This window comes from Peptidiphaga gingivicola, assembly GCF_001652275.1.
Classification (GTDB): Bacteria; Actinomycetota; Actinomycetes; order Actinomycetales; family Actinomycetaceae; genus Peptidiphaga; species Peptidiphaga gingivicola.
Genome location: NZ_LVZK01000001.1, coordinates 746,437 through 770,996, shown reverse-complemented (window position 1 = coordinate 770,996; position 24,560 = coordinate 746,437). Strand labels below are relative to the sequence as shown.

At 64.2% G+C, this 24,560-nt stretch carries 22 protein-coding genes and 1 tRNA gene; 16 read left to right on the top strand and 7 right to left on the bottom strand.

What is annotated here, in order from left to right; all coding sequences use genetic code 11:
• Positions 1 to 59 precede the first annotated feature (59 nt).
• The 3 genes from A4H34_RS03185 to A4H34_RS03175 are packed head-to-tail and all read right to left on the bottom strand — an operon-like array spanning position 60 to position 1,084.
• Positions 60 to 518: a RidA family protein gene (locus tag A4H34_RS03185; RefSeq protein WP_009197785.1), complete on the bottom strand. Its 459-nt coding sequence runs from the start codon at positions 516 to 518 to the stop codon at positions 60 to 62.
• 3 nt (positions 519 to 521) lie between these two features.
• Positions 522 to 677 (bottom strand): hypothetical protein, encoded by a 156-nt coding sequence (locus tag A4H34_RS11195; RefSeq protein WP_009197786.1) that lies wholly within the window; start codon positions 675 to 677, stop codon positions 522 to 524.
• A 32-nt stretch (positions 678 to 709) separates the two neighbouring features.
• A complete protein-coding gene (locus tag A4H34_RS03175) occupies positions 710 to 1,084 on the bottom strand; it encodes a WhiB family transcriptional regulator (protein ID WP_050758751.1) in 375 nt (124 codons plus the stop codon).
• Between the two features lie 472 nt (positions 1,085 to 1,556).
• Between A4H34_RS03175 and A4H34_RS03170 the strand changes: the two genes are divergently transcribed.
• The 9 genes from A4H34_RS03170 (at position 1,557) to A4H34_RS03130 (ending at position 12,057) form a co-directional block, all read left to right on the top strand.
• Positions 1,557 to 3,818, top strand: coding sequence for a transglycosylase domain-containing protein (locus A4H34_RS03170; protein ID WP_231870931.1), 2,262 nt, complete (start codon positions 1,557 to 1,559; stop codon positions 3,816 to 3,818).
• A 44-nt stretch (positions 3,819 to 3,862) separates the two neighbouring features.
• Positions 3,863 to 4,960: a metallophosphoesterase gene (locus tag A4H34_RS03165; RefSeq protein ID WP_197480401.1), complete on the top strand. Its 1,098-nt coding sequence runs from the start codon at positions 3,863 to 3,865 to the stop codon at positions 4,958 to 4,960.
• Positions 4,961 to 5,064: 104 nt separating this feature from the next.
• Positions 5,065 to 5,138, top strand: a tRNA-Pro gene (locus A4H34_RS03160).
• A 368-nt stretch (positions 5,139 to 5,506) separates the two neighbouring features.
• The gene (locus A4H34_RS03155; protein ID WP_231870930.1) at positions 5,507 to 5,926 is read left to right on the top strand and encodes a YbaB/EbfC family nucleoid-associated protein; all 420 of its coding nucleotides are present in this window, start codon (positions 5,507 to 5,509) and stop codon (positions 5,924 to 5,926) included.
• A 178-nt stretch (positions 5,927 to 6,104) separates the two neighbouring features.
• On the top strand, positions 6,105 to 6,536 hold the full coding sequence (locus A4H34_RS03150) for a YbaB/EbfC family nucleoid-associated protein (RefSeq protein WP_064231046.1): 432 nt from the start codon (positions 6,105 to 6,107) through the stop codon (positions 6,534 to 6,536).
• A gap of 8 nt (positions 6,537 to 6,544) precedes the next feature.
• A complete protein-coding gene (locus tag A4H34_RS03145) occupies positions 6,545 to 6,862 on the top strand; it encodes a type VII secretion target (RefSeq protein ID WP_009197793.1) in 318 nt (105 codons plus the stop codon).
• Entirely contained in the window at positions 6,855 to 7,916 is a 1,062-nt protein-coding gene (locus A4H34_RS03140) for a hypothetical protein (RefSeq protein ID WP_009197794.1), read from the top strand. Before A4H34_RS03145 ends, A4H34_RS03140 begins: the two co-directional genes overlap by 8 nt.
• 197 nt (positions 7,917 to 8,113) lie before the next feature.
• A complete protein-coding gene (locus tag A4H34_RS03135) occupies positions 8,114 to 8,536 on the top strand; it encodes a VOC family protein (protein WP_009197795.1) in 423 nt (140 codons plus the stop codon).
• 449 nt (positions 8,537 to 8,985) lie between these two features.
• Positions 8,986 to 12,057 (top strand): DUF2339 domain-containing protein, encoded by a 3,072-nt coding sequence (locus tag A4H34_RS03130; protein WP_064231045.1) that lies wholly within the window; start codon positions 8,986 to 8,988, stop codon positions 12,055 to 12,057.
• A gap of 26 nt (positions 12,058 to 12,083) precedes the next feature.
• Here the strand turns inward: A4H34_RS03130 and aroB are convergent, their stop codons facing one another.
• The gene (gene aroB / locus A4H34_RS03125; RefSeq protein WP_064231044.1) at positions 12,084 to 13,211 is read right to left on the bottom strand and encodes a 3-dehydroquinate synthase; all 1,128 of its coding nucleotides are present in this window, start codon (positions 13,209 to 13,211) and stop codon (positions 12,084 to 12,086) included.
• Between the two features lie 203 nt (positions 13,212 to 13,414).
• Here aroB and A4H34_RS03120 point away from each other — a divergent pair, with 203 nt between their 5' ends.
• From A4H34_RS03120 to A4H34_RS03090, 7 genes are all read left to right on the top strand, one after another.
• A complete protein-coding gene (locus A4H34_RS03120) occupies positions 13,415 to 14,386 on the top strand; it encodes an ABC transporter ATP-binding protein (RefSeq protein ID WP_064231043.1) in 972 nt (323 codons plus the stop codon).
• Between the two features lies 1 nt (position 14,387).
• A complete protein-coding gene (locus A4H34_RS03115) occupies positions 14,388 to 15,227 on the top strand; it encodes an ABC transporter permease (RefSeq protein ID WP_064231042.1) in 840 nt (279 codons plus the stop codon).
• 349 nt (positions 15,228 to 15,576) lie between these two features.
• The gene (locus tag A4H34_RS03110; protein ID WP_197480400.1) at positions 15,577 to 16,896 is read left to right on the top strand and encodes a sensor histidine kinase; all 1,320 of its coding nucleotides are present in this window, start codon (positions 15,577 to 15,579) and stop codon (positions 16,894 to 16,896) included.
• Positions 16,897 to 16,980: 84 nt separating this feature from the next.
• Positions 16,981 to 17,589 carry a response regulator transcription factor gene (locus tag A4H34_RS03105; RefSeq protein ID WP_064231040.1) on the top strand — a complete coding sequence of 203 codons (609 nt, stop codon included), beginning with the start codon at positions 16,981 to 16,983 and terminating at the stop codon, positions 17,587 to 17,589.
• Between the two features lie 266 nt (positions 17,590 to 17,855).
• Entirely contained in the window at positions 17,856 to 18,731 is an 876-nt protein-coding gene (locus tag A4H34_RS03100) for an ABC transporter ATP-binding protein (protein WP_064231039.1), read from the top strand.
• A complete protein-coding gene (locus A4H34_RS03095; protein WP_082903025.1) occupies positions 18,728 to 19,480 on the top strand; it encodes an ABC transporter permease in 753 nt (250 codons plus the stop codon). The genes A4H34_RS03100 and A4H34_RS03095 overlap by 4 nt, the downstream gene beginning before the upstream one ends.
• Before the next feature lie 163 nt (positions 19,481 to 19,643).
• Positions 19,644 to 22,112, top strand: coding sequence for an HAD-IC family P-type ATPase (locus tag A4H34_RS03090; RefSeq protein ID WP_064231038.1), 2,469 nt, complete (start codon positions 19,644 to 19,646; stop codon positions 22,110 to 22,112).
• A gap of 114 nt (positions 22,113 to 22,226) precedes the next feature.
• On the opposite strand, the gene A4H34_RS03085 is transcribed toward A4H34_RS03090, so the two are convergent.
• The 3 genes from A4H34_RS03085 to A4H34_RS03075 are packed head-to-tail and all read right to left on the bottom strand — an operon-like array spanning position 22,227 to position 24,199.
• Positions 22,227 to 22,817 carry a hypothetical protein gene (locus A4H34_RS03085; protein WP_064231037.1) on the bottom strand — a complete coding sequence of 197 codons (591 nt, stop codon included), beginning with the start codon at positions 22,815 to 22,817 and terminating at the stop codon, positions 22,227 to 22,229.
• Entirely contained in the window at positions 22,814 to 23,110 is a 297-nt protein-coding gene (locus A4H34_RS03080) for a hypothetical protein (RefSeq protein ID WP_138587149.1), read from the bottom strand. The genes A4H34_RS03085 and A4H34_RS03080 overlap by 4 nt, the downstream gene beginning before the upstream one ends.
• A 12-nt stretch (positions 23,111 to 23,122) precedes the next feature.
• The gene (locus A4H34_RS03075) at positions 23,123 to 24,199 is read right to left on the bottom strand and encodes a hypothetical protein (protein ID WP_138587148.1); all 1,077 of its coding nucleotides are present in this window, start codon (positions 24,197 to 24,199) and stop codon (positions 23,123 to 23,125) included.
• Between the last annotated feature and the right edge of the window lie 361 nt (positions 24,200 to 24,560).

Genomic DNA, 24,560 nt, shown 5'->3' with positions numbered 1-24,560 from the left:
CTCGGTTGCGGCATTCACACGGTTAGGCCATCCACGCGGCCCTCGCGGAGCTGGAGCTCTCACACGGTCGCGAACTGGACCTCGACTTCGACCGGGGTGTCCAAGGGAAGGACGGCTACGCCCACGGCCGAGCGCGAGTGCCTTCCCGCTTCGCCGAAGATTTCCCCGAGAACTTCGGACGCGCCGTTGGCCACTGCGGCCTGCCCCGTGAAGTCAGGCGCAGAAGAGACGAAAACGGTCACGTGCACGACCCGAGACAGGCCGTCCAGCCCGCCCGCCAGCGCCGCAGCCGCGGCCAACGCGTTGAGGGCGGCCACGCGGGCGAGGCCCTTCGCGTCCTCGGCGGGGACGTCCGAGCCGACTTTTCCCTTGGCGGGCAAGGCGCCGTCGATGAGCGGAAGCTGGCCAGACGTGCGGATGACGTCGCCAAAGCGGGTCGCCGGAACGTATGCGGCGACGGGCGCGGCGACCGGCGGAAGCTCAATCCCGAGCTCGGCGAGGCGATCTGAGAAGCCCATCCGTCAGTCCTTCGGCCGCTTGAGATAAGCCACCAGGTTTTGCCCGTCGGGGCCGGGGATGACGGCGACGAGCTCCCACCCGTCGTCGCCCCAGGTGTCGAGTATTGCCTTTGTACTGTGAATGATCAACGGAATTGTCGCGTACTCCCATTTCTGCATGGAGACAAGCTTACTCCCAGCCGCAGCGCGCGTCACTCGTCGTCCTCGTCGCCCTTGCGTTCCCCCTCTTTCTTTTGAGCGTTCCGACGCGAAAGGCGCAGCGGCTTGCCTTCGCGGATCGCGACGAAAACGGGATCGGGAGAGGACGTGATGGACTCGTACCAATCCGCCTGTTCGGGGACGGCGCGCAGAAGCTGGCGCCGCTCGCGCTCGGTCAATCCGCCCCACAGACCGTAGCGCATATTCGATTGAAGGGCGTCGGCGAGGCACATGAGGCGAACCGAGCAGTTGCGGCAGATGTCCCTCATCTCCCTTTGCTCCGACGAAGTGGAGAACAAAGCCTCGGCGTCGCAGCTCCCACAGTTCGCATTGTCCGCCCATCGCGGATCCAAAGGTCCTGCAGGCATATTTGCCTCCTAACAACGTCGTCGTTGTTGCTTTCCCTTAAACTCTTCGTACCCAGCCCTTATACATGACGAAGGGGGACCCTCACAAGACCCCAAATCCCCGTCCAACGTCGCGTTCCGCAACTTTCCGCAGCATCTTGCCCCTTCCAGAATTTAACCCCCTCGGAGTTTCTTTCCCGGCGCGTCGCGTTTTCACGCCACCGGAAGCCGCAAGCCCCTCGTCGGGACGGTTCCGGTGTCGGGACGGTTCCGGTGTTGGGACGGTCTCGGGCAAGCGGCCGGTTCGACGGCGAAGACCCGCAGGTCGGAAGCGGTTCGACGGCGAAGACCCGCAGGTCGGAAGCGATTCGACGGCGGGGCCGCCGGCCCTCTCCGGCTCCACGGCGATCGCTCCGCCCGTACGGGGCGCATATCACGGCCGGATCTGCTTTGCCGGGAGGACATCCCAAGGTTCACCACGTATCCTGGCACTATGTCGAATACGAGCCGAGACGGCGCAACCATGCGTCAGATCTTCACACTCGTCGGAGCCATCTTGGGCATGTGCCTCATCGGCGGGACCCTTCTCGCAGGCCTCATCATGCCGATAGCTACGACCTCCGGCACCGGAGCCAATGCGGTGACCGCCATGTTCGAGGAAAGCCCCGACGACCTCGGATTCGTCCAGCCCTCGGAGCAATCGGTGCTTCTGGCCTCCGACGGGAGCCAGATCGCGACCTTCTACACCGAAAACAGGATCGTCGTCGCGTCGAACAAGATCTCCAAGCATATGAAGAACGCCGCCGTCTCGATCGAGGACAGGCGCTTTTACGAGCACCACGGCATCGACGTCCAGGGCCTGGCGGGAGCGTTCGTCAACAACCTCACGGGAGGCAACACCGCCGGCGGCTCGTCCATCACGCAGCAGTACGTCAAAAACGCCCTCATCGAACAGGGGCGCGTGAACAACGACCACAACCTCATTGAGCAGGCCACCGAGCGCACGATCGCCAGAAAGATCAACGAGGCGCGGCTCGCGATCGCCGTCGAACGGAAGATGTCGAAGGACGAGATCCTCGCCGGATACCTCAACCTCGCCCAATTCGGCCCCAACCGCTACGGGGTCGAGGCCTCCGCCCAGTACTTCTTTTCCAAGTCCGCTAAGGATTTGAACATCCCCGAGTCGGCGATGCTCGCAGGAATCACACAGTCTCCGGCGCGCTGGAACCCGGTCAAGCACCCCGAAGAGGCCAAGACCAGGCGGGACACGGTGATCCGCGAAATGTACCGCAACGGCTACATCACGAAGGAGGAGATGACCTCCTCCCAGAACGTCCCGATCGCCGACATGCTCCACATTTCGGAGAAGCCCACGGGATGCGCGGCTGCGGGGAGCGCGGCCTACTTCTGCGAGTACGTTCGCAACGATCTGCTGAACGATGAAAGCTGGGGCAAGAATCGCAACGACAGGATCGCCAAGCTCTACCACGGCGGCCTGACGATCCAGACCACGCTGGACCCGAAGAAGCAGAAGGAAGCCCACGACGCCCTCGTCAACAACATCCCGACCGACGACGCCTCCGGCATTCAAACCGCGATGTCGAGCATTGAGCCGGGAACCGGCCACGTCGTCGCGATGGCACAGAACACAAACTACGGCAACGCCACCGAGACCGACCCCCGGGCCACCAAGGTCAATCTCAACGTCAGCCGGAGCATGGGCGGAGGAAGCGGCTTCCAGTCCGGTTCGACGTTCAAAGTCTTCACCCTCATCGAATGGCTGAAGAGCGGCCGCTCGCAGTACGACATCATCAATTCGAACGGGGGGACCCTCCCGCGCAATTCCTGGAACATCCCCTGCGCGCCCAAAGCCCGCGACAACTACAAGTTCGGCAACCTCGAAGCTGTGGGCGGCGGCATGATGTCGGTGCTCGAGTCCACCCGCCAATCCGTCAACGGCTCCTTCGTCCGCATGGCAAACAAGCTGAACCTGTGCGACATCGCGGACACGGCTAAGAACATGGGCGTCGAGCGAGGCGACGGCGGCAAGTGGAAGTACTTCCCGTCGATGGTCCTTGGCGCCAACGAAGTCACCCCCCTGTCGATGGCGACCGCCGTCTCGACCTTGGGCGCTGAAGGCCTTCACTGCAAGCCCCAATCCTTCACGAAGGTCTCCGATTCGGACGGCAACGTCCTCGCCTCGAAGGACCCGGATTGCGATCAGGTTCTCGACAAAGAAATCGCCCGCAAGACGACCTCCGTTCTCAGGCAGGTTGTTGCGCCCGGAGCGACGGGCGAGAAGGCCCAGGTGCCCGGACGCGAAATCGCAGGGAAGACGGGCACGGCGAACGACGACACGAATGCCTGGTTCATGGGCTACACCCCCCAGTTGGCCAGCGCCGTGTGGCAGGGCCACATGTCCGGGACGAAGACGATGTTCAACGCCGTCATCAAGGGAAAGCGGTACGGAGAGGTCTACGGCGGCCTTTTCCCCGCGACGATCTTCTCGACGTACACAAAGGCTGCCCTCGAAGGCCAGCCCAACAAGCACCTCAACGACGGCAAGCAGTCCAGCCAGCCTTCGAGTAGCCCAAGCAGCAAATCGGCAAGCCCCACCCCGTCTTCCGTTTCCCCGAGCGAGAGTTCCGGCAGCTCCGAAACGATCCAAACGCCCTCCGAAGACCAGTCCAAGCACAAGAACGACGACGAGGATGACGACAACGGCGGCGGCGAAGGCGACGACGGAAACGACTGAGCCGCGATGAAGCTGAGCTACCCTCTTCGACGCGGACTTAAGCCGTGAGCTTGGGCAAGGCGGCCGCCCGAATCGCGGCAGCCGGAACCGCCGCCGGGTTTGCAGCCGGATTGTGGAGTCTGGTCGAGGCTCAGGCGTTTGCGTTGCGCCGCCGCACTCTCGTTTTGGATCCGAGATCGTCTTCAGCTCGCGTCTTGGGCGAGCAGGCTGCCGCGGCGGGCTCAACGGCCTCGGCGCCGAAGGCCTCCGTTGTCAGGCAAGGCGACGCGTCGGACCGGCCTTTCTCTCCCCCTGCGCAGGACGCAGTTTCCCTCGGCGACGGCGACCCCCGGCGCCTGAGGATCCTGCACCTGTCCGACATCCACCTGCTCGCCTGGCAACGGCGAAAACTGGCCTGGATCGAGAAGCTGGCCGGAGAGGACCCCGACCTCCTCATCCTCACAGGAGACTCCATCGCCCACTCGGCCGCTGTCGCACCGCTGCTTCGCACGCTCTCCGTCTTCGCCGGGCTGCCTGGACTGTTCGTCTTCGGCTCGAACGACTACTACCCTCCACGTCCCAAGAATCCCTTCACATACTTCAAAGCGCCCTCCTCGCATTCCCACGGGGGCAAAGTGCGCGAGCTCCCTTGGCCGGAGATGCGAGCCGGCTTTGAGAGCTTCGGATGGATCGACCTCAACAATCGGCGCACCGCCCTCACGGTCAACGGGATCGACGTCGACGCCGTCGGGGTCGATGACCCCCACATCGGGCTCGACAAGTTCCCCGCCGTCCGCACCCGGCCGCCCAGTTCGAAACCCCGAATCACGATCGGCTTGGCCCACGCCCCTTACGCGCACGCCCTCGACGCCATGGTCGATGACGGATGCTCGCTCGTCTTTGCGGGGCACACGCACGGCGGCCAGGTGTGCGTCCCCGGAAAGGGCGCGCTAGTCACCAACTGCGACCTTCCCACGCCCCTCGTGGCGGGCCTGTACAGATGGCCCGACGCCGGCGAGGTCATACGCCGCGACGGCGCCGCCGTCGCGGCGCACCCCGGCGCATGGGTCAACGTCTCGGCGGGCCTCGGCGCCTCGCCTTTCGCTCCCGTCCGCCTGGCATGCAGGCCGGAGGCGATTGTGCTTGACGTCGTCTTCCCCTGATCGCAGGCCGCCTGCGCCCGCAAGTGTGCCAGCCGTCTCGAAGCCGACGTTTCACATTGAGCTGCCGACTCGGCTATCATTAACGGGTTGCAGAAATGCCGCACCGGGGTATGGCGCAGCTTGGTAGCGCGCTTCGTTCGGGACGAAGAGGCCGTGGGTTCAAATCCCGCTACCCCGACGGTGAACTTTGAGGCCGACTCTTTAGCGCCGGTTTCACAGCCAGCCGGTTTCACAGCCAATCGGTCAGCTCATCCCCGCGATTCAACAACCGCTTGTCCAGGCGCCTTGGCGGGTCTTGACCGCTCCCACCTTTGGAGTTCCGTTTCCGTGCGGTCTTGTTCACGACATGCATCTCAAAATCGAGAAACCTGCTTTTTATTTGCGTAACCTCGACTAGAATGTCATTGTCACTGCAATTTTAGTAGAAAGTTGTATAAAATGGGCTTTACCGTACCTTTGGAGGGAAGTACGTCATGCTAAATTGCACCACCGCAAACCGACGGCACTCACTCCCCGGGGACTGAAGCGATGTTCAACGACACTCCCATGAACGGTGCCGATTCGGCACGGCGTCACCTCGACGCGCAGATAGCGGCAGCCGAGGCGAAGCTCCAGCGTGCCAAAGAACTCGAAACGAAGGTGCGGAACCTCAAGGGAAGCGCCTCCAGCCGTCGCGGCGAAGTCAGCGTCACGGTCGACAGCTCGGGAGGTCTGAGCGACCTCAAGCTCACCGACGCCGCCACTGCCATGACGGCCTCGGACCTTGCCGGTCTCATCCTCGAGACCTTCCACAAGGCCCACCGCAAGGTCACCGAGAGCTACGTGGACATCGTCAACGACGAATTCGGCAAAGACTCGCCCACCGCCAGAGCCGCAGCGGACGAAGCGTGGGGACGCGTCACAACCGACGTCGCCGACGAAGACGACAACAAGAAAGCAGTATCCAACCTCTGGAGGCGTCGGTGAAAGAGGATGGGTACAGAGTCCCTAGAGGGATGCAAACCCTGCCGTGACGCGGTTTTTCTTAGCGCAGGCACGGCGGCGGGGAGAAGTAAGACGATCTTCCCCTTCTTTTAACCCTCCGGTAGCGTTAAGATATAGCTGTTCACCCCGACACAATCATGACTTTCGGGAGATACATATAGTGTTTGAAGATTTCTCCGGTGCCGATTCGGCACGGCGTCACCTCGACGCGCAGATAGCGGCAGCCGAGGCGAAGCTCCAGCGTGCCAAAGAACTCGAAACGAAGGTGCGGAACCTCAAGGGAAGCGCCTCCAGCCGTCGCGGCGAAGTCAGCGTCACGGTCGACAGCTCGGGAGGTCTGAGCGACCTCAAGCTCACCGACGCCGCCACCGTCATGACGGCCTCGGACCTTGCCGGTCTCATCCTCGAGACCTTCCACAAGGCCCACCGCAAGGTCACCGAGAGCTACGTGGACATCGTCAACGACGAATTCGGCAAAGACTCGCCCACCGCCAGAGCCGCAGCGGACGAAGCGTGGGGACGCGTCACAACCGACGTCGCCGACGAAGACGACAACAAGAAAGCAGTATCCAACCTCTGGAGGCGTCGGTGAAAGACGGAATGCAAGTAGATCCCTCCGCGCTGAGCGGGCATGCGGCAAAGATAGCTGAAATCAGCACGAGCGTGGGCGGCTCAACCTCCGCTCTGACATCCACGAGTCTGACGGGGCAAGCCTTCGGCGACCTGTGCTCGTTCCTCGTTTCGCCTTTTGAATTGGCGAAAAAGGAGGCGGACGCAGTCATCACGGCGTCGGCGGCGGCCATCGATGTGACCGTTTCCGACCTGCGCACGACGGCGAATTCCTATGAGACCGCGGATTCGGAATCCACGCGAGGCTTCCGCAAGCTAGGAGAGATCCTGGGAGGCACGAATGTCTAAAGAAGCAAACAACGATTCCCCCACTCCGTTTTCCGGGCTGGGCCTCATCCAGGAAGGGCAGGCACTGGCCGAGCGCATCGAGGGCCAATCCTGGGTCAGCCCCTCGCTCAACAGCCTCAGCCCCGGCGGAGGTTCCGGATCCTTCTCGATGGGGCCGGTCGAGTTGCTCTCCTCTCTCGGAGCCTCGTGGCTTTTGGACCACCTGTCGCCGCTCAAGGACTGGCTTGACCAGCTCGCCAGCGACCCGACGCAGACGGAGAATTTCGCGCAGGCGTGGAACTCCGTGGCGGACTCGCTTCAGAGCAACGCCGACGACCTGCTTCGTTCCATCCACGCGGACGTCTCCCCCCTGGACGGAACGACTGTCTCTACCTACTCCGATCTGCAGAGCGACGTCGCAAAGCACGTAGACTTGGCGGGAACCTGCTCGCACGCACTGTCGACGGGGCTCACCGTGGCTTCAAACCTCGTCGTGACCGTCCACAACACGATCAGCGAAGCGATCGGCGAGATCGTTTCCTCCGTGGTCGACCGTTCCGACGAATTCGCGGTGTCGCTTCAAACGACAATGCCCAAGGTCATCACTGAGGTCTCCTCCCTTTCACTCGAGTGGGCGAACAAAATGCGGCGGAATCTCGACGATCTGCTCAATTCCACGCAGGAACTCGCAAAAATGACGAAGGAGACCGAGGACCTCTTCAAGCGTCTGCACACCGCAATGGCGAGCGTAAACGGAGGAAACAACAACGATCCGAGTTCGGATTCGTCGCCGCATTCCTCCGATCGCGTGAGTATCGGCGAGTCTGCCGAGCAAGAGAACGCGCCCGCCGCCGAAGAGGCGGGTGCCTCCGGCGCCTCTGAAAACGCCGCGGAAAGCGGGTCCGGAGGCCTTGGAGGCGGACAAAGCATGCGGGAAGGCATCGATGCCGGGAGGCAGAGCCTCGGGAGCCTCGACAGCGAGGCAGGACCCGACGCCGAAACGGACAGAGGCACCCTCGATCCCGACGACGACGGCGGCAGACCCTTCGTCCCGAAGGGGAGGCACAGTCTCTGACGCCGTTGGACGCGGCCGCTCGCCAACGAGTCGCGTCCGACGGCGCCGGCGGCGCACCGGCCACCGACCCGACAGGCGCTTCGCCGGTCTCACGAGCGCTTCGCCGCCCCTGCTGGGGCAGCGTCTAGTTGCCGTCCCTTTTCTAAGGGACTGTTGTGCTAGGGCTATCATTCAAAGGAGCACGGAAGGAGAACCGCATGAGCGAAGCCGAACGCACTCGGGATCAAGACGGACAAGGCCAGGGCGGACAAAGCCAAGACGCGCTGGAGCTCGCGAAGGCTGCACACAATCGGATTGACTTCGTCGAGTTTCCCGCGCCGGACCGCGAGGCGCTGCGCCAAGCCCAAGAGTTCTACACCCGCACCTTCGGATGGAAATACCAGAAATGGGGCGAAGACTACATCGACACCGCGGACAGCGGCGTCGGCAGCGGCCTCGCTTCCGACGAGCCGACGTCGGCGCCCCTCGCCGTCGTCTACGTCGTCGACCTGGAACACACGCGGAAGGAAGTCGAGCGAAACGGCGGCGTCATTGTGCGGGACATCTTCAGTTTTCCCGGGGGCCGGAGGTTCCACTTCAAAGACCCCGCGGGAAACGAACTGGCGGCTTGGTCGGAGTAGCCTTGACCGGAACAAATGCCGGTCGGCCTGCGGGGCGGCCCGAGAAGGTTCGGCATGGACCGGCCCGAAAGGTCTGACGTAGGCCGGTTCTAGACGACCGCCCGTTTGGATCGAGGCGACCGCAAACCGCACGGGTTGATTTGGGAGGGCGGCGCGAGTCTGGTCCGACTCGAGAGGACGGCATGAGTTTGGTCCGACTCGAGAGGACAGCGCAAGTTTGCCGTCCAGTTCGAAAGGGCGGCGCAACTCGGTTAGGGAAAGCTCCACGGGAAGCCGGATGAAGCTTGTCCGTATGGCGTGAAACGGCAGAAGACCGCCGATATGCACAATGTTTTAAATTATCTTGCATCTAGTTTTACCTATTGGAAACACCTAGCGTCGGGCCGTATTTAGAACTACTATCGTGCCATAGCTAAACATTTTCAGAGGCTGAGAGTGAAAGGCTCCGCATGGATACACCGCATAAGCAGGGTCAAGACGCGGACGGCGCAATCGAGGCCCTCGTCGCGCGTTTCGACCTTCTCCTCGGAAAACTCGACTCGATATCTTCAAGCATGGCCCGCATTGAGGACGCCGTTGTGCCGGCTCCCCCTCTCGTTGGCATCGGGCCGACGGAGGCGCGGGACGACGCGGCATCCCATGACCGGGCGTCTCTTGAGACAGCGCCTCCCGAGGCCGCAGCTTTCGAAGAGACGGCGGACCGCACGGGCCCGGAACAGGGCGCGGGCAGACCGGGCGACACGAGGCTGCCAGACGGCGCAAGTCGGCCAGGCGACGCCGACCAGGCGGGCGGCAAAGATCGGGAGGGCGACCGCACTTCCGCGGATGCGAAGATCGGCGGGCTTTCCTTTCCCGAATCGACGGCCTACGTGGCGGTTCCCGGAAGCCATGCGAGGCCGGATGCGATCACAGCTCGCTACGTCGTGGAGACTCCTCACGATCCGTACCTCGAAGGCTCCGCGGCGTCGGCGGCTTCTGCCGCATCGGCATCGGCTGCGTCTGGCTCTGCCGTTTCCGCGGCGTCTGCCAACGAGAGCTGCGAATTCCCAGACGATGCGCCCGCCGTTGAAACGGCTGGCGGCGAGCCGGTCGACGTTCAAGCTGCGGGCGGCGAGCCGATCGACGCCGGCCAAACGGGCGAAGGCCGCGTCAAGCCGGCCGAAGGCGGGATCTCCGGGTGGGGCGTCGACGGCCCATTCGACAAGTGGGCGAACTACCGCGGCGGGTCCGTGGGCGAGGCGGCAGCGCCGCCTTTCGGGAACGAGAGGCCGGCGTTCGAAGCCCCGCCCGCTGGGCCAATCGAGAGGCCGGCGTTCGAAGCCCCGCCCGCCAAACAGTCCCTGTGGAAGCGGATCGGCGGGGAAAAGCAACTGGGCCGCTACCTCCTGTCCCTCGCAGCCTCGCTCCTCATCCTCATGGCGGCGGCAAGCCTCGTCGCCTTGCTGTGGAACGCAGTTCCGCACTACGTGAAGATTCTCATCATCGGCGTCGTCGCGGCGGCGCTCACCGGCGTCGGCACCTGGCTGTCCCTGCGCCCGGGGAGCAACAAGGTGGCCGCCGCGACGGTCATGGGAACGGGCGGCGGCCTCGGATTCGTGGCGATCATCGGCGGCGTGCTGCTTGGCGGCACGATCCCGCCCGAGGCGGCCATACTTCTGCTGACCGCATGGTCCATCGTCCTCATTCTCCTCGCGGGCAAAGCGCGCACGTTCTTCGCTGCGCTCATCGTCGGCGCCGGCGGAATAGTGACGGTCATCTTGGCCAGGACATTCGCCTACGACAACCTCGCCCAAGCCCCGAAGGCCACTTGGGCGATCTTCCTCTACGTCGCAAGCCTCACGCTCGTATGCGGCTTCGTCGCGCGCAAAGAGGCCTCATACAAGCTTCGAACCGCATACGCGGCCATCGCCCTGGCCGTCACGGCGGCGGGGCTTGCAGCCACCCCCTACGTCGTCGCCGCGACCGTTTCGCCCGTCTCCTCCTCGGCCGCGCTTTTGGCCACGCTGGCTTGGACCCTGGGCGTGTACGCCATGGTCTCCCACTGGGCGATCGCGGCGTGGCCTGTGTATTCGGACGCGCTGTGCGCCGGGTGGTTCGCCGGCTGCCTCGCGGCCGTGCAAGTCTTCTCCGCCATGCGCAACGCGCCCCTTCCGATCGACGACGACGAGCCGTGGGCGCTCCTCGCCTTGCTCGGCGCCGTCGTCGCCGCAACCCTCGTCGTCTCCTTCCTTCCCCTGAACGCGCGATCGAGCGCGTACGCGGGCCTGAGCGCGAGCGCAACCGCGGTCACTTTGGGCGTCGCCGACCTTTTCATCGTCCGCGGAAGTTCGCTCGAAAGGGACGTGCACCCCGCTCTTCAGCTCATCGTGGTCGGGGCCGTGGCGCTGAGCGCCGTTCCCACCGTCAGACGCCGTTCCGCAGAGCACGCTGTAATCATGCCCGCGACTCTGCTTCTCTTCGAGATCCAGCGGCCCGGCGGGACGGCGCGCGAGTTCCTTTCGCTCCTCGCAGCTGCAATCACCGTAGGCGTCGTGCTCGTCGTCAGCAGCCGCGCCTCAAACCGCCCGGTCCTCATCGCCTCGAGCTGGGCGCTCGCAGTCGCCGTCGTCGGCGCCGTGCCCGTGCATTTGCTGCGCCTGGCGTCCGCCGCCGGATTGCAGGACGAATGGCGGCTGGTCCTCCACATTGCACTGGTCAACCTGGCCGTCGCCCTTCTCATCTACGCGGGCCTGCCGACGAGCAAGTTCACGCCCACGGAGCTTCTCTGCGGAAAGGGCCGGGGCGAACGCCCGCCCTTCACGCGCGTGATCGTGATGCAGACCGTCGACCGGAGCAACCCGAAGATCGTCGTCAAACCCACCACGATGCTGCTCCTGACTCCGGTGTGCATCTGCTTCGGCGTGCTCTGCTACGAGTGCCTCGCAGTCCTCCTCGTCCGCGACGCAGCGAGCCCTCCGGCGAAGGCCGTCTTCCTCGCCACGCTCCTGGCGTTGAACATGGCGCTGACCTGGATGGCGTGGCCCGCAGCGGGGAACGTCGTCGGGTCGGCCGTCGTCGCCGCGAACACGACCATCGGCGTCGTCGGCGGCTTCTTCCTCTTCGGCGGGGTCTCCGGCGGGTCCTCCGTGTTTGGGACGATCGCCTTCCTGACCGCGGGAATCGTGTGCGTGCTCATCGGCTTCATTGCGCGCGGCAAGGCCCTTCGAATCTACGGGCTCGGGCTGATCATGGTCATGGTCTTGCGATTCGCGATCGCGGACATGGCCGGCCAGAACTCGCTCGTGCGGATCGTCTCCCTCCTCGTGGCGGGCCTCGTGTGCTTCGGCCTTTCGCTCGCCTACGCCCGTTTCAGCTCGATCTTCGACGGCGGCGACGAGGGCGACAGAAGAGCGGACGGCGGCGATCAGGCCGGCGGCTCCGCGAACGCGTATGGCTACGGCCCGTCCGCCGACGCCGCGGCCCCTGCGCCTCGCGGACCCGAATTCGGGGAAGGCTCGTCCTACAGCGTCGAGATCGGGTGAAGCGGCCGTTCCTGCGATTGCCGCTCTTACACCTGCGACTGCAGGAAGGCGTGCACATCCTCCGCCGCGACGGGCCGAGCATAGGATCCGCCGTCGTGCACGACAAGGCGCCCGACGCCGTCCTGGAAGACGAAGCGGATGGCGCCGGCTTTGCCCTTCTTGTCGTGCGCCATGGCCTCCATGATCCGATCGACCGGCACTTCCTCGGGAATCTTCGTGGGAAGGCCTATCGCCCTCAGGAGCGCCTCGATCCTCGCGACGTCGGAGGGGCTGCAGTATCCCAGGCGCTCGCCGAGGCGAGACTGAAGGGCCAGGCCGATCGCCACGCACTCGCCGTGATTGAGGGTGTACCCGGCGGCAGTCTCCAACGCCCGGCCGATCGTGTGGCCGAGGTTCAATCCCATGCGCCTGTTGCCCTCGTGGACGTCCGAGGTCACGAAATCGCGTTTGATCTCGCAGTTGCGCCTTGCCGTGAGCTCGGCCAAGGCGTCGTCGCGGACGAACTCGGCGGGGCTGAGCCCCCGCTCGACGAACGCGTCCTCGAGGGCCTCGAAGAAAACCGCGTCGGCGATGCAGGCGTGCTTGACGGTCTCTCCGAGCCCCTCGCGAATCTGCCGATCGGACAGCGTGAGCCACCTGTCGAGGTCGATGAACACCGCGGCCGGCTGGTGGAATGCGCCGATGAGATTGGTGGCTGCGGGGGTGTCGACCGCCGTCTTCCCTCCGATCGCGGCGTCCGCCGCGCCCAGCAGCGTCGTCGTCAGGCTGACGTAAGGGACTCCCCGAGTGAACGTCGCGGCCACGAAGCCGGCGAGGTCGGTGACGACGCCGCCTCCGAGGGCGACGATCACGGTGTCGCGCCCGAATCCTCTGGCGATGAGCTCGTCCTCGACGCGTTCCTTGACCTCGCGGGTTTTCGAGGCCTCCCCGGCGGGGAAGACGACGAGGTCTGCGGGCCTCGAGCCGAATGAAGAGAGCAAACCCTCGGCGGCCAGGGATGCGACGTTCGAGTCGGTGATCACCGCCGCCCGCCGGTCGGGGTGCTTGTCCGCGAGGAATTCCGCGACGCTCCCCTCGAGGTCCCTTCCGACGACGACGGGATACGACTCATCGACCAAACGCACCAACTCGACGCGAAACTCCGTGTTCTCCATGAACACAAGTCTACGTCGGGCGTTTGCGCGGCAAGCCCTTTCGGCCTCGCATCGATCGACCGCGGGCGCCGCGAGCAGCCGCGTCCGGCCTCGCCCTTGCTTTTACACCCGGCAGAGCCAAAAAGTGGCCCATGACACTTGTCATCGGCAGCTCGTGACTGCCGATGGTTTCGCGCGGATTTCATCGTCGCGAAAATAGAAGCATGAGTACAGCATCATCGCCCGCGCGACGAACGTCGCGCGATCACGCTTCCGGCGTCGAACCCGCCCTCGTCGTCGAGGACGTTCACAAGTCTTTCGGCAAGGTCCGAGCGGTCGACGGCGTGTCTTTCACCGTCGGCCGCGGCGAGATCGTGGCGCTCCTTGGCCCCAACGGCGCGGGCAAGACCACGACGCTCGACATGGTTCTCGACCTCTCGCGGCCCGACGCCGGGTCGATCTCCGTTTTCGGCGGGAATCCGCGCAAGGCCATAGACGACGGTAGGCTGTCAGCCCTTTTGCAAAGCGGCGGCCTCCTTCGCGAGTACACGGTTTACGAAATCGTCGCCATGGTCTCCGGCATGCTGACGGCGAGCCGCCCGATCGGCGAAATCTTGGAGCGCACGAATCTCACGGAAATCGCCAAACGCCAGATCGGCAAGTGCTCGGGCGGCGAGCAGCAGCGGGTGCGATTCGCTCTGGCCTTGCTCTCCAACCCCGAGTTCATCATCCTCGACGAGCCGACCGCCGGCATGGACGTCAACGCCCGCCGCCACTTTTGGGAGGCGATGCACGCCGAGGCCGAGGGCGGCACGACCATCATCTTCGCCACCCACTACCTGGCCGAGGCCGAGGCCTTCGCCCCCCGGACGATCATCATGAACAGGGGAAAGATCGTCGCCGACGGCGGCACCGCCCAGATACGCCACAATTTCGGAACGCAGCACATCAAGCTGACCTTCGACACGCAGGAGAACCTCTCCGCCGCGAGCGCCCACATGGCCCGTCGCGCAACGGTGTCGCGATCGGCCGATACCCTCTCCATTTCCGGGCCGGACACCGTCGCCCTCGTACGGGAAGTCATCGCCTTCCCCGGAATCTCGTCCATTTCGATCACCGATCAGTCGCTCGAGGAAGCGTTCGAGCAGCTGACCGACGTCGGCGACGAAGCCGCCGTTTCCCCTAAGGAGTCTTGACATGTCAGCAAAGAAACCCAGCCAAGAGGCGAGCGCGGCCCGCCCGGGGACGACGACGGGCCAGCCGATTCGAGCCGCCCGCCCCGCGCCGTCGCGCCGCCCTCTCCACGGCCTCTGGTCGCTCCTGCGACACCAGTTCCGGCACACCGTCCTCTACCCGTCGAACCTGGGCTTCGCGCTTTTGCTGCCCGTCATCATGTACTTCATGTTCGGGGCCTTCCAGAGCTACTCCTCTGCCTGGCGCGGACACAGCAACGTCTCGGCACAGGTCATGTTTTCCATGGGCGCCTATGGCGCGACGATGGCGGCAGCCAGCATAGCCGCCGGAGTCGGAATCGAGCGCGCGTCGGGGTGGAGCAGGCAGCTGGCGCTCACCCCGACGACGTCCGCCACCTACCTCGTCAACAAGATCCTTTTGGCGCTCGCCTCGGCTCTCCTGTCGCTCCTCGGCTTGATGGCCGTGGGATTCCTTTGCGGCGCGAAGGCGGAAGGCCCGATGTGGGTCGCGGTTCCCGGCCTCATCATCTTCGGCAGCCTCGTCACGGCGAACATGGGGCTTGCCCTTGGCTATCTTTTCCGATCCGACGCCGCATACGCGATCATCGGCGGCGGCAGCGCGATCTTCGCGTTCCTCGCGGGCGTGTGGGTGCCGCTCGACAACATGCCCGAGTTCTTCCGCGACTTCGCCCCATACACGCCGATGTACGGTCTTTTCCATTTCAGCCAATGGCCCCTCGAGGACGCTCCGTTCAACTGGGCGTGGATCGTAAACATCGCAGTGTGGACGGCGTTCTTCGCGGCCATCGCGATTCGCAGGATTCGCAAGGACACGGCGCGATAGGGGGCAATCCGGCGTTTTCCCCGGACGCGGGCGGCCCGCTCGGGCGCCACTTCGACGCATCTCGGCGCCACTTCGACGCATACGGCGACGATGGGTCAGGCAGTGACAATCGCCTCCGGCGCCGCGGGCTCGGTGAAGCCCTGCGCCCGGGGGCACGCCGGCGGAGAAAGCGGCCGTCAGTTTCCTTGACGCGATCATGGCTTGCGCCCGGGGGCACGCCGGCGGCGGGTAGTGTTGTCGGAGCGGAACGGCATCGCAAGAATTCGGAGGCGCCCGCATGGGGCGGGCCGGGCCTTTCGCCGTCGCGCCGCGGCGGCAAGAACGCAAACGACGCCCGGAAGGGGGACTGATGGAAGCCCAGGAGGTCGACGGCAAGCGCAAAGCCGACGCGCATGCAATCGGCGACACTCGCATAGACGCGAGCACCCGCACGACCGACGGCGAAGCGGCAGCCGACGCACCCCGAAGCTCGAACGAACCCCGCAATGCGTTGTCGGCGAACGATGCGAACGCCTCAAGGAAAAAGCTCGCGGACTGGGCGCGAACCCATCCGAAGGGCTTGACGATGGTGTATGCGAACGTGTGGCTGCTTTTCACCCTCATTCCAATCGTTCATGGGCTGCTTGCGGAAAACGGCGTCAAAAAATATCTGTTCTTAACGCTGGTAGTGACCTTCGACATCGTCTATTTTCGAGTGTGGTTGGTCTATCCCAGCATTCCAACGTCGGAGCGCGGATTCTCTCCGGGTCTTTTGAGCACGATTGCGGCCTTGATCGTGCTGGAGACCATGGCGGCCTTCTTCGCCGACGGCGGGAACGTTCAGCTGCTCATCTTCGTCTCTTCCGTCATCGCCTACACGACGTCGGGGCGGGCGAGGACCTTGTCCCTCGCGGGATTGCTCGCTTTCGCCGCGTTGCAGACGACTTTGCTCGTCCGCCTCGGCAAGACGAGCCTGCAAGAAGGAGTCACGTCCTTCGCCCTTCTGTGCGTTCTGACGATCACGTTCTACGCCGTCGGAGGCACCATCGCCTTCCACAAGGAACTCGAGATCAAGAACAAGAAGATTGAGCAGCTGACTCAGAAAGCCGAACGCGAGCGCATCGGATCGGATCTGCACGACATCCTCGGGCAGACGCTCACGGCCATCGCGTTGAAGACGCAGCTTTCGGCGCGCCTTTTGGACATGCCGGATCAGCGCGAGCGCACGCGCCGCGAGCTGTTGCAGGCGGCCGCCCTGGCGCATCAGGCCTTGGCCGACGTGCGGGCCGTCGTTCGCGACGCGAGGAGGCTGCGCCCCGACGAGGAGATTTTGGCGGCGCGCGAGCTTCTCTGCGCAGCGGGAATCACGCCCGTGATCCGCGGCGAGCCGATCGAGGTGGGCGAGCAGGCCGAGCGCGTCCTCGCCCACGTCGTTCGGGAGGCGGTGGCCAACGTCGTCCATCACGCGGCGGCCACCCGGTGCGTCATCGCCACGAGGGCTTCGGGGGTGAGAATCGAGGACGACGGCGTCCGCCTCCCAGACGACGCGTCGAAACCCGCGGTGAAGGCGCCTGCAAGCGGGCTCGCAGGCCTTGACCAGAGGGTGAGGGAGGCCGGAGGCGTCCTCTCCTACGGACGGCTCAAACGGGGATGGGCGGTGGAGGCGAGATTCGACGCCGGGGAGCCTTGACGCCGCCGGAGAGCCTTGACGCCGGGGAGTTTGCCACGCACCCGGCCGGGGGAAGAGCCGATCGCGAGCCAATAGACTGGAGGCATGACGATACGGATAGTCGTGGCGGACGACCAAGCTCTGGTTCGCGGCGCCATCGCCATGATGCTCGATCTCGAAGAGGACATTGAGGTCGTCGCGCAGGCGGGCAACGGGCGCGAAGCGATCGAGGCGGTTGCATGCGGCGACGTCGACGTCGTCCTGGCCGACGTCGAGATGCCCGTCATGGACGGGATCGCGGCAGCGTCCCGCATCCGCAAGGAACACCCGGACGTCAAGATCCTCATGGTCACGACCTTCGGGCGGCCCGGCTACCTGCGCCGCGCGATGGAGGCCGGGGCCAGCGGCTTCGTTGTCAAGGACGCGCCTTCCGACTCGCTCGCGTCGGCCGTGCGCAAAGTGATGGCGGGTCAGCGCGTCGTCGACCCAGACCTCGCCGCCGAGTCCCTGGCCGCCTCCAGCAACCCGCTGACCGAGCGTGAACAGGACGTCCTTCGGGCGACGTCCGGCGGAGGGACCACCGCCGACGTCTCCCGCTCGCTTTTCCTCTCGCAAGGGACCGTGCGCAACTACCTCTCCTCGGCGATCCACAAAACCGGGGCCCGCACCCGCGCGGAGGCGGTGGTGATCGCCCGCGACAACGGCTGGCTGTGAGACGGGGCGCAGCGACGGCCGCGGGGGCGCAGCGACCGTCATCAGGGGCCAAGTCGCAGGGGAAACGAGCCGCGCCGAGCCCCTGGCCACGACGGAGAAACGGGCCGCGGATTGGAACCGGCCACGGCGAAAGGCGACGCACCGGCGGCCCGCCGGCCGACGAGCGGCCGCCCGACGGGCAAACGGCTGAAGAACGCCAAAATCCCCGAAACTCAGCCTGAAAGCCAATTGCGGCACCCGCCGGGCGAGGGTTAATATAGTAAATCGTGAGCGCTCCTACTCTGTCCATCGAGAATCTCGTCAAGGTTTTCGGCGACGTCGAAGCCGTTCGCGGCGTGTCCCTCTCGATATCTCCGGGCGAGGTCGTCGCCTTTCTCGGCCCCAACGGGGCGGGCAAGACGACGACTCTGGACATAGTCCTCGGCCTGTCGAAGCCGACGTCGGGCGCCGTGGCCCTTTTCGGAGCTGCGCCCCGCCGCGCAATAAAGGCGGGCAGGGTCTCCGCGGTGCTGCAAACGGGCGGCCTCCTCCTCGACCACACGGTCGAGAACCTTGTGCGAATGGTGGCCGACACTTTCCCCAACCCGCTTCCCTGGCGCGAGGTCATGGACAGGACGAATCTGAACGAGATCGCAAAGCGGCGCGTGCGCAAGTGCTCGGGCGGGGAGCAGCAGCGCGTGCGCATGGCCTTGGCGCTTTTGCCTGACCCGAGCCTGATCGTCCTGGACGAGCCGACCACGGGAATGGACGTGACCGCCCGACGCCGATTCTGGGACTCGATGCACGCCGAGGCCGAACGCGGCAAGACGATCGTCTTCGCCACGCATTACTTGGCCGAAGCCGAGATGTACGCCGAACGGACCGTCATCATGAACCGCGGCAAGATCGTGGCCGACGGGCCCACCAACGAGATACGCGGAAGCTTCGGGGCGCAGACCGTCACGGGCAGATTCCCGACGAAGGAGGCGGCGAAAGCGGCTCAGGCGTCAATCGGGGGCAGGCTCGAGGAGACCAGCGTCTCCGTGACCGGACCCGACGTCCTCGCTCTCAACCGGGCGATGCTCGACCTTCCGGAGATCATCGGAATATCCGTCACCGACGTCTCGCTCGAAGAGGCCTTCGAGGAGCTCACGGGAGAATGAACATGCAACTCAAAGCCCTTTGGTCTCTTTACAGGCGGCAGCTGAGCACCACCGTCTTCTACCTTCCGATCCTCGTCTTCACGATGTTCCTGCCGATCATGCTCTTTTTCATGTTCGGCGCCTTCCAGGAGTATTCGGACAATCCCGCCGGCGACGGCAACTATGCGGCCAAGGCCATGATCGGCATGTGCGTCTACGGCGCCGGAATGGCCTCGGCGACGATCGGCGCGCAGGTGGGAGTCGAGCGCGCCCAGGGCTGGACGCGCCAGCTCGCCCTGACGCCCGTCGAGCCCGTCACGAACTTCGTCAACAAGCTCCTTTTGTCCATAACCTCGGCGCTTCTCAGCATCCTGGCCGTTTTGGCCGTCGGGTGCGCGACCACCGCGGAGGGCCCGACGAGGATGTGGGCGCTCTCCCCAATCCTGACCTTGCTTGGGTCGCTTTCGACGGCCGCGATGGGCATCATGGTCGGCTACCTTCTGCGCAGCGACGGCGCATACGGGGTGATCCTGGGAGGCTTCGCCATCTTGGCCTTCTTTGGAGACAACTTCATCCCCCTGGACTCCATGCCGTCTTTCTTCCGCGACGTCGCGCCCTTCACGCCGCTGTACGGGATAACTATGATCGCCCGGTGGCCGCTGCTGCAGGGCACGTTCGAATGGACGTGGGCCGCGGGCGTGGCCGCATGGACCGTCATATTCGGGATTGTCTCGGTTCGCCGCATGCGCACGGACACCGCTCGCAGATAGCCGCCAGGCCGGGAGCCGGACTCGCAGGCGGACTTTCGGCTCGCCGCCGGGCCGTGCACGGCGGGCATTTCGGAGCGCTCGGCCCCGGCAAACGAGGGGACGTCGCCCCGCCTGCATCCGCCCGGGAGATAAACCGTCGGCCCGCATTGGTAGGCTTGTCGCCATGACTAGTGCACAGAGCCTCACCGATGTGAAGGAGCCCCCAAGGGTGCAAGGCCTCACCGGCAGCGAAGTCGCCCAACGCATCCAACAGGGCAAGGTCAACACGCTTCCCCCTCGGTCGGGCCGCTCCGCCCTCGACATCGTCCGCGCCAACGTCTTCACGCGCGTCAACGCCCTGCTGGGAGTGCTCTTCGTGCTGGTCATGACCACCGGCTCGTGGGTGAACGGCGCGTTCGGCCTCCTCATCATCGCCAACTCCGCCGTCGGCATCGTCCAGGAGCTGCGGGCCAAGCACACCCTCGATTCGCTCGCCGTCGTCGGCGAGGCCCACCCCACGGTCCGTCGAAACGGGAAAGAGACCCAGATTGAGCGCGACGAGGTCGTGGAGGACGACGTCGTCGTCGTGGGCCCGGGCGAGCAGATCGTGGTCGACGGCGCCGTGGTCGAATCAGCCTATCTGGAGGTCGACGAATCGCTGCTGACCGGAGAATCCGACCCCATCGCCAAGAAGCCGGGCGACGAAATCATGTCCGGTTCTTTCGTGGCGTCGGGAACCGGCGCCTACCGCGCGACGAAGGTCGGCGCCGACTCCTACGCGGCCAAGCTCACAGCCGAGGCGGCCAAGTTTTCCCTCGTGCACTCCGAGCTGCAGTCGGGCATCGACAAGATCCTCAAGGCGATCACGTGGGTCCTTGTCCCTCTGGGGATTCTGACCGTCATCAGCCAAACGCGCATCGAGCAGAACGATTGGCGCCAGGTCGTCATCAAGGTCACCGGCGCTCTCGTCCCCATGATTCCCGAGGGCCTCATTCTCACGACGTCGGTGGCCTTCGCCCTCGGCGTCGTGCGGCTGGGCATGCGCAAATGCCTGGTCAACGAGCTTCCGGCCATCGAAGGCCTGGCGAGGGTCGACGTCGTGTGCGCGGACAAAACCGGCACCCTGACGGAGAACGCCATGTCGTTCGGCAGGGTCGAGACGATCGGCTCGCATTCGCAAGACGAGGCTTTGGAGGCCCTTCGACAGCTCGGTGCGGCGGACGACTCGCCCAACTCCTCCATGACGGCGATCATCGAGGGCGTCGGCCGCCCCCAAGCCGCCTGGGAGGTTTCCGAGCGCCAGCCGTTCACAAGCGCGAAGAAATGGTCGGGGATCAGTTTTGCCGCGGGCGAGGGCTCTGCAGCCCGCAACGTCGTGCTGGGGGCGCCGGACATTCTCGCCCCCGACGTCGCCCGCGCCCAGGAGATTGCCTCGACCGGCCTGCGGGTGTTGCTTTTGGGTTATGCGCAGACGAACGTGACGGCCCACGACGCCCCCGGAGAGGTCGATCCCTTGGCCCTCGTCGTCCTCGAGCAGAAAGTCCGCCCGGACGCCGCCGACACCTTGGAGTTTTTCCACAGCCAGGGCGTTCAGGTGAAGGTCATCTCCGGAGACAACGCCGACTCGGTGGGCGCAGTCACCCGTTCTCTCGGCATGGACTCCGGCCAGCCCGTCGACGCGCGGACGATCCTCGAGGCCGATTTCAACAAAGTCGTCAACGAACACCAGGTGTTTGGACGGGTGACGCCCCAGCAGAAGCGTGCGATGGTTTCAGCGCTTCAGAGCGCCGGACACACAGTGGCGATGACGGGCGACGGCGTCAACGACGTCCTCGCCCTTAAGGACGCCGACCTCGGGGTGGCGATGGGATCGGGCACCGCTGCAACCCGTTCGGTCGCGAAGATCGTTCTGCTCGACGACAAGTTTGCGACGCTCCCCTACGTCGTCCGGGAGGGCCGGCGCGTGCTCGGCAACATCGAGCGCGTGGCGAATCTCTTTCTGACGAAGACGGTTTATTCGGCCATCATCGCCATGCTGACGGTGATCTTCGCCGTCAAAGCCCCCTTCCAACCGATCCACGTCACTATCACGGGTTGGTTCACCATCGGCGTCCCCGCCTTCATCCTGTCCCTGCCGCCCAACAACGAGCGCGCTCGGCCAGGCTTTGTGCGGCGAGTGCTCGGCTTCGGCTTCCCCGCCGGCGCGCTGGTCGCAATCCCTTCCTTTATCACGTACACGATCGCATTGCGTTCGGCGACGCAGGCTCAGGCCTCCACGGCGGCGCTTTTGGCCCTGATCGTCTCTTCGACGTGGGTGCTGGCGATCGTCGCGCGCCCCTACGAGTGGTGGAAGATCGCCCTGATCGTCTTGCCGCTCGTTGGATATGGCCTCATTTTCAGCGTTTCCGCCCTCCAGAAAACCTTCATGCTCGACTCGTCGAATCTCGGGGTCATGGCCCTTGCTGCGGCTGTCGGCGGATGCGGTGCCGTCGCGATCGAGCTCCTGTGGTGGTTCACGCCCGGCCATCCTGCCTACTGGATGCCGAAGGCCGAGCGCGATGCCGCGGCCGCGCAGCGCAGGATCGAACGCGAGGCGCTGAGGCAAGAACGCGCGCAACGGCAAGAAAGCACGCAAAGGCACGAAGACGCATAACGGGACGAAGGCGCATAACGGGACGACCGCGCGCCGGGGGAAGCTGAGTTCCTCGGGCCTAGGCCGGGCCGAGGAAAGCGGCGCCCAGGCCAGGTGTTTGCCGCCCAAACGGTCCTAGCTTTGTCGGCGGTTCTCCTCAGTCCCCTGTTCTTGCTTCTGGCGCTCTCTCGCCTCAGGCTCTCTTTTGTCTCCGCCGCCCTTTTTTCGCGCCTTTCGCATAGCTCCCAAGCCGAGAAGAAGGAACCACAGGCCGACCATGACGGGGCCGCATATGAGGGCAAGAGCCTGCTTGCGGGCACTGGGACTCGAATCGCCGCGAATCGAGATCTCGTGTATCTCCCGATAGTGAATGAGGGCGTAAACGGCGGTGAAAGCGAGACCGAGGGCTCCTGCCAACAGCATTGCCGACATGATGGCGTCGCGTCGATTAGCCTTCCACACCAGGGCAAAGCACCCTATGACGGAAGCGATGATGAGCGACGTCGCCCCGAAGGCAACGGTCTTGACATTGGGGAATCCGGCACCAGCCGCCACGAATCCGGGAATGCCGACTATGACGGCGACAACGGACAAGGCCAAGCGAGAACGGCCGGTTCTTCCGGATGACGGAACGGCTCCCGGGTCCTCGGTTTCGGATGCCCCGCGGCTCTCACGGCCGTCGTCGTCCTGAGGCCTCGCGTCCCTTGCGCCGCTCTCAGCCTTCATTCGGGCTTTTCCGTAATCCTGTCGGCCGCGCCCGGTTCCTTCTCAAGTTTCTCGACTTCTTTTCGAATCGCCTCGAGATTCGGACGAGCCTCGCGGACTCGCCTTCCAAACCACTCCGTTGCCGCCAGGTCGCGCATTGTTCGCTTACCGGCAAGAATGTCGTCGATGAGCCTTCTGATCTGCGGATCAGCGTCATTCTTCATCTTCCTGAGCGAACCGCGAAGCGCGTCGTCCATAGGCGATCCTGCCGGGATCGACGGTAGGACGGGTTTGGGATTGTCTTGATTTGTCATCGCAACATCATCCTACTGCTCTGAGAAACTGGGTTTGTAGATGGTCAAAGGGTCGCCCGATCCATGGACCAGACCAAGCCACAGGGAGCACTGGCCTGTAAATAGCGTGACAAAGTCCCAGACTTTCCCGAGCACATCGAAAATTTCTCGTACCGTGCTGAGCACTTTGAGCACCGCAGCGCCCGCCGCCACGTACCCAACGATGGGGCCAACTACCGTTTCGAACGTCGCCGTTCCTGCAGCGGCGGAGGCGACGGCGGCGATCCCCCAATCCGCGAGAGTTCGCAGAAGTCCCGCCAAAGTGTCAGCGGTGTCGTAAACGCCAACCGCGACAGCGTTATACGAACTGGAAAACTTAGTTAAACGTTCCGAGGCGTCATCGAAAGATGTTCCCATCTTCCCCAAAGCGTCACTAGCCGCGTCAGAGGCGCCTCCATCCCAATCGGGATCCACGTTGTTCCAGTAGTTCTTGGTCTCAGTGCCAAGCTCCTTGAAGTAATCCGACATCTTTGACAAGGCGTCCGATGCCACCGAGAACGGCTCCCAATCTCCCGCGATCGTGTTGCCTATGGCGGCAAAAGGATCGTGCTCGCCCTGACCCAGAATGAGGTCCAGAACGGCGTCGGCCGCCGTGCCTAACCAATACGAAGGGGAAATTGAATTTCCGACCATGCCTATAGCGTTGAACACCGTCGCGAAAGTCTTTTGGGCCGCCGGCGTAGTCAGCTTGCCCGAAGCCGTCGACGAGGCCCCGGACCGAGCCGATGCAACGTCGGCTGGCGTGTAGTGTCCATCGAAAAGCTCGGCCGAAACACGCTCGTTTTCTTGATAACTGCGGACACAGTCGTCCACGCAGTCCGCGGATCCGGACGTTGCCTTCTCAGTGTCGCTTAGCCACGTGGTTAGAGCGTCCTCGACCTTTTTCGCTTGATCCAAGACCGCAGTGGACACGCCCGAAACCTTCCCACTGGCATTGAGGTTGATGTGGGTACTCTGGTAGGTTTGCGCACTCGACACTGTATCGGAAAGCCCGCGATAGCTTCCCGAAAGATAGCCTAGAGAATCCAAGTCAACTTTAACATCAGCCACTGAAATCACTTCCCTGGGGTAGAATATTTGGTTCGGCTGCATTTTTATTGTATGCCTTCTATTGTATGCCTTTACATTGGATTGGATAGACGCAAAGGGGGAACGTGGCCTTTCACACTTGCTAACCGCATAGTAGTTTTCAATGGCGTGTAGAAAATATTTGTTTGCAGTTAAAGAGCTGCTTTAGCTATTTTCCCTTACGTTTGGATTTGCGTTACATTTCCGACTTCTCGAAAAGGGGACCGCTTCGGAACATCGGCATTCGGCCTCGAAGAGAGCGAAAGTTCGCAAGACACTTGGATCCGCCATAGGCAGCAAGCTGCGTCAAAGGCAGATGTTCAGCCCCTCGCGTTCCCGCCGT

Excerpts from the sequence above, each read along its gene's own strand:
- A4H34_RS03175 (WP_050758751.1), bottom strand. The coding sequence starts at position 1,084 with ATGCCTGCAGGACCTTTGGATCCGCGATGGGCGGACAATGCGAACTGT.
- A4H34_RS03115 (WP_064231042.1), top strand. The coding sequence starts at position 14,388 with ATGTCAGCAAAGAAACCCAGCCAAGAGGCGAGCGCGGCCCGCCCGGGG.
- A4H34_RS03085 (WP_064231037.1), bottom strand. The coding sequence starts at position 22,817 with ATGAAGGCTGAGAGCGGCGCAAGGGACGCGAGGCCTCAGGACGACGAC.
- A4H34_RS03135 (WP_009197795.1), top strand. The coding sequence starts at position 8,114 with ATGAGCGAAGCCGAACGCACTCGGGATCAAGACGGACAAGGCCAGGGC.
- A4H34_RS03110 (WP_197480400.1), top strand. The coding sequence starts at position 15,577 with ATGGAAGCCCAGGAGGTCGACGGCAAGCGCAAAGCCGACGCGCATGCA.
- aroB (WP_064231044.1), bottom strand. The coding sequence starts at position 13,211 with ATGGAGAACACGGAGTTTCGCGTCGAGTTGGTGCGTTTGGTCGATGAG.
- A4H34_RS03080 (WP_138587149.1), bottom strand. The coding sequence starts at position 23,110 with ATGACAAATCAAGACAATCCCAAACCCGTCCTACCGTCGATCCCGGCA.
- A4H34_RS03155 (WP_231870930.1), top strand. The coding sequence starts at position 5,507 with ATGAACGGTGCCGATTCGGCACGGCGTCACCTCGACGCGCAGATAGCG.
- A4H34_RS03090 (WP_064231038.1), top strand. The coding sequence starts at position 19,644 with ATGACTAGTGCACAGAGCCTCACCGATGTGAAGGAGCCCCCAAGGGTG.
- A4H34_RS03185 (WP_009197785.1), bottom strand. The coding sequence starts at position 518 with ATGGGCTTCTCAGATCGCCTCGCCGAGCTCGGGATTGAGCTTCCGCCG.
- A4H34_RS03145 (WP_009197793.1), top strand. The coding sequence starts at position 6,545 with ATGCAAGTAGATCCCTCCGCGCTGAGCGGGCATGCGGCAAAGATAGCT.
- A4H34_RS03130 (WP_064231045.1), top strand. The coding sequence starts at position 8,986 with ATGGATACACCGCATAAGCAGGGTCAAGACGCGGACGGCGCAATCGAG.
- A4H34_RS03095 (WP_082903025.1), top strand. The coding sequence starts at position 18,728 with ATGAACATGCAACTCAAAGCCCTTTGGTCTCTTTACAGGCGGCAGCTG.
- A4H34_RS11195 (WP_009197786.1), bottom strand. The coding sequence starts at position 677 with ATGCAGAAATGGGAGTACGCGACAATTCCGTTGATCATTCACAGTACA.
- A4H34_RS03120 (WP_064231043.1), top strand. The coding sequence starts at position 13,415 with ATGAGTACAGCATCATCGCCCGCGCGACGAACGTCGCGCGATCACGCT.
- A4H34_RS03170 (WP_231870931.1), top strand. The coding sequence starts at position 1,557 with ATGTCGAATACGAGCCGAGACGGCGCAACCATGCGTCAGATCTTCACA.
- A4H34_RS03140 (WP_009197794.1), top strand. The coding sequence starts at position 6,855 with ATGTCTAAAGAAGCAAACAACGATTCCCCCACTCCGTTTTCCGGGCTG.
- A4H34_RS03105 (WP_064231040.1), top strand. The coding sequence starts at position 16,981 with ATGACGATACGGATAGTCGTGGCGGACGACCAAGCTCTGGTTCGCGGC.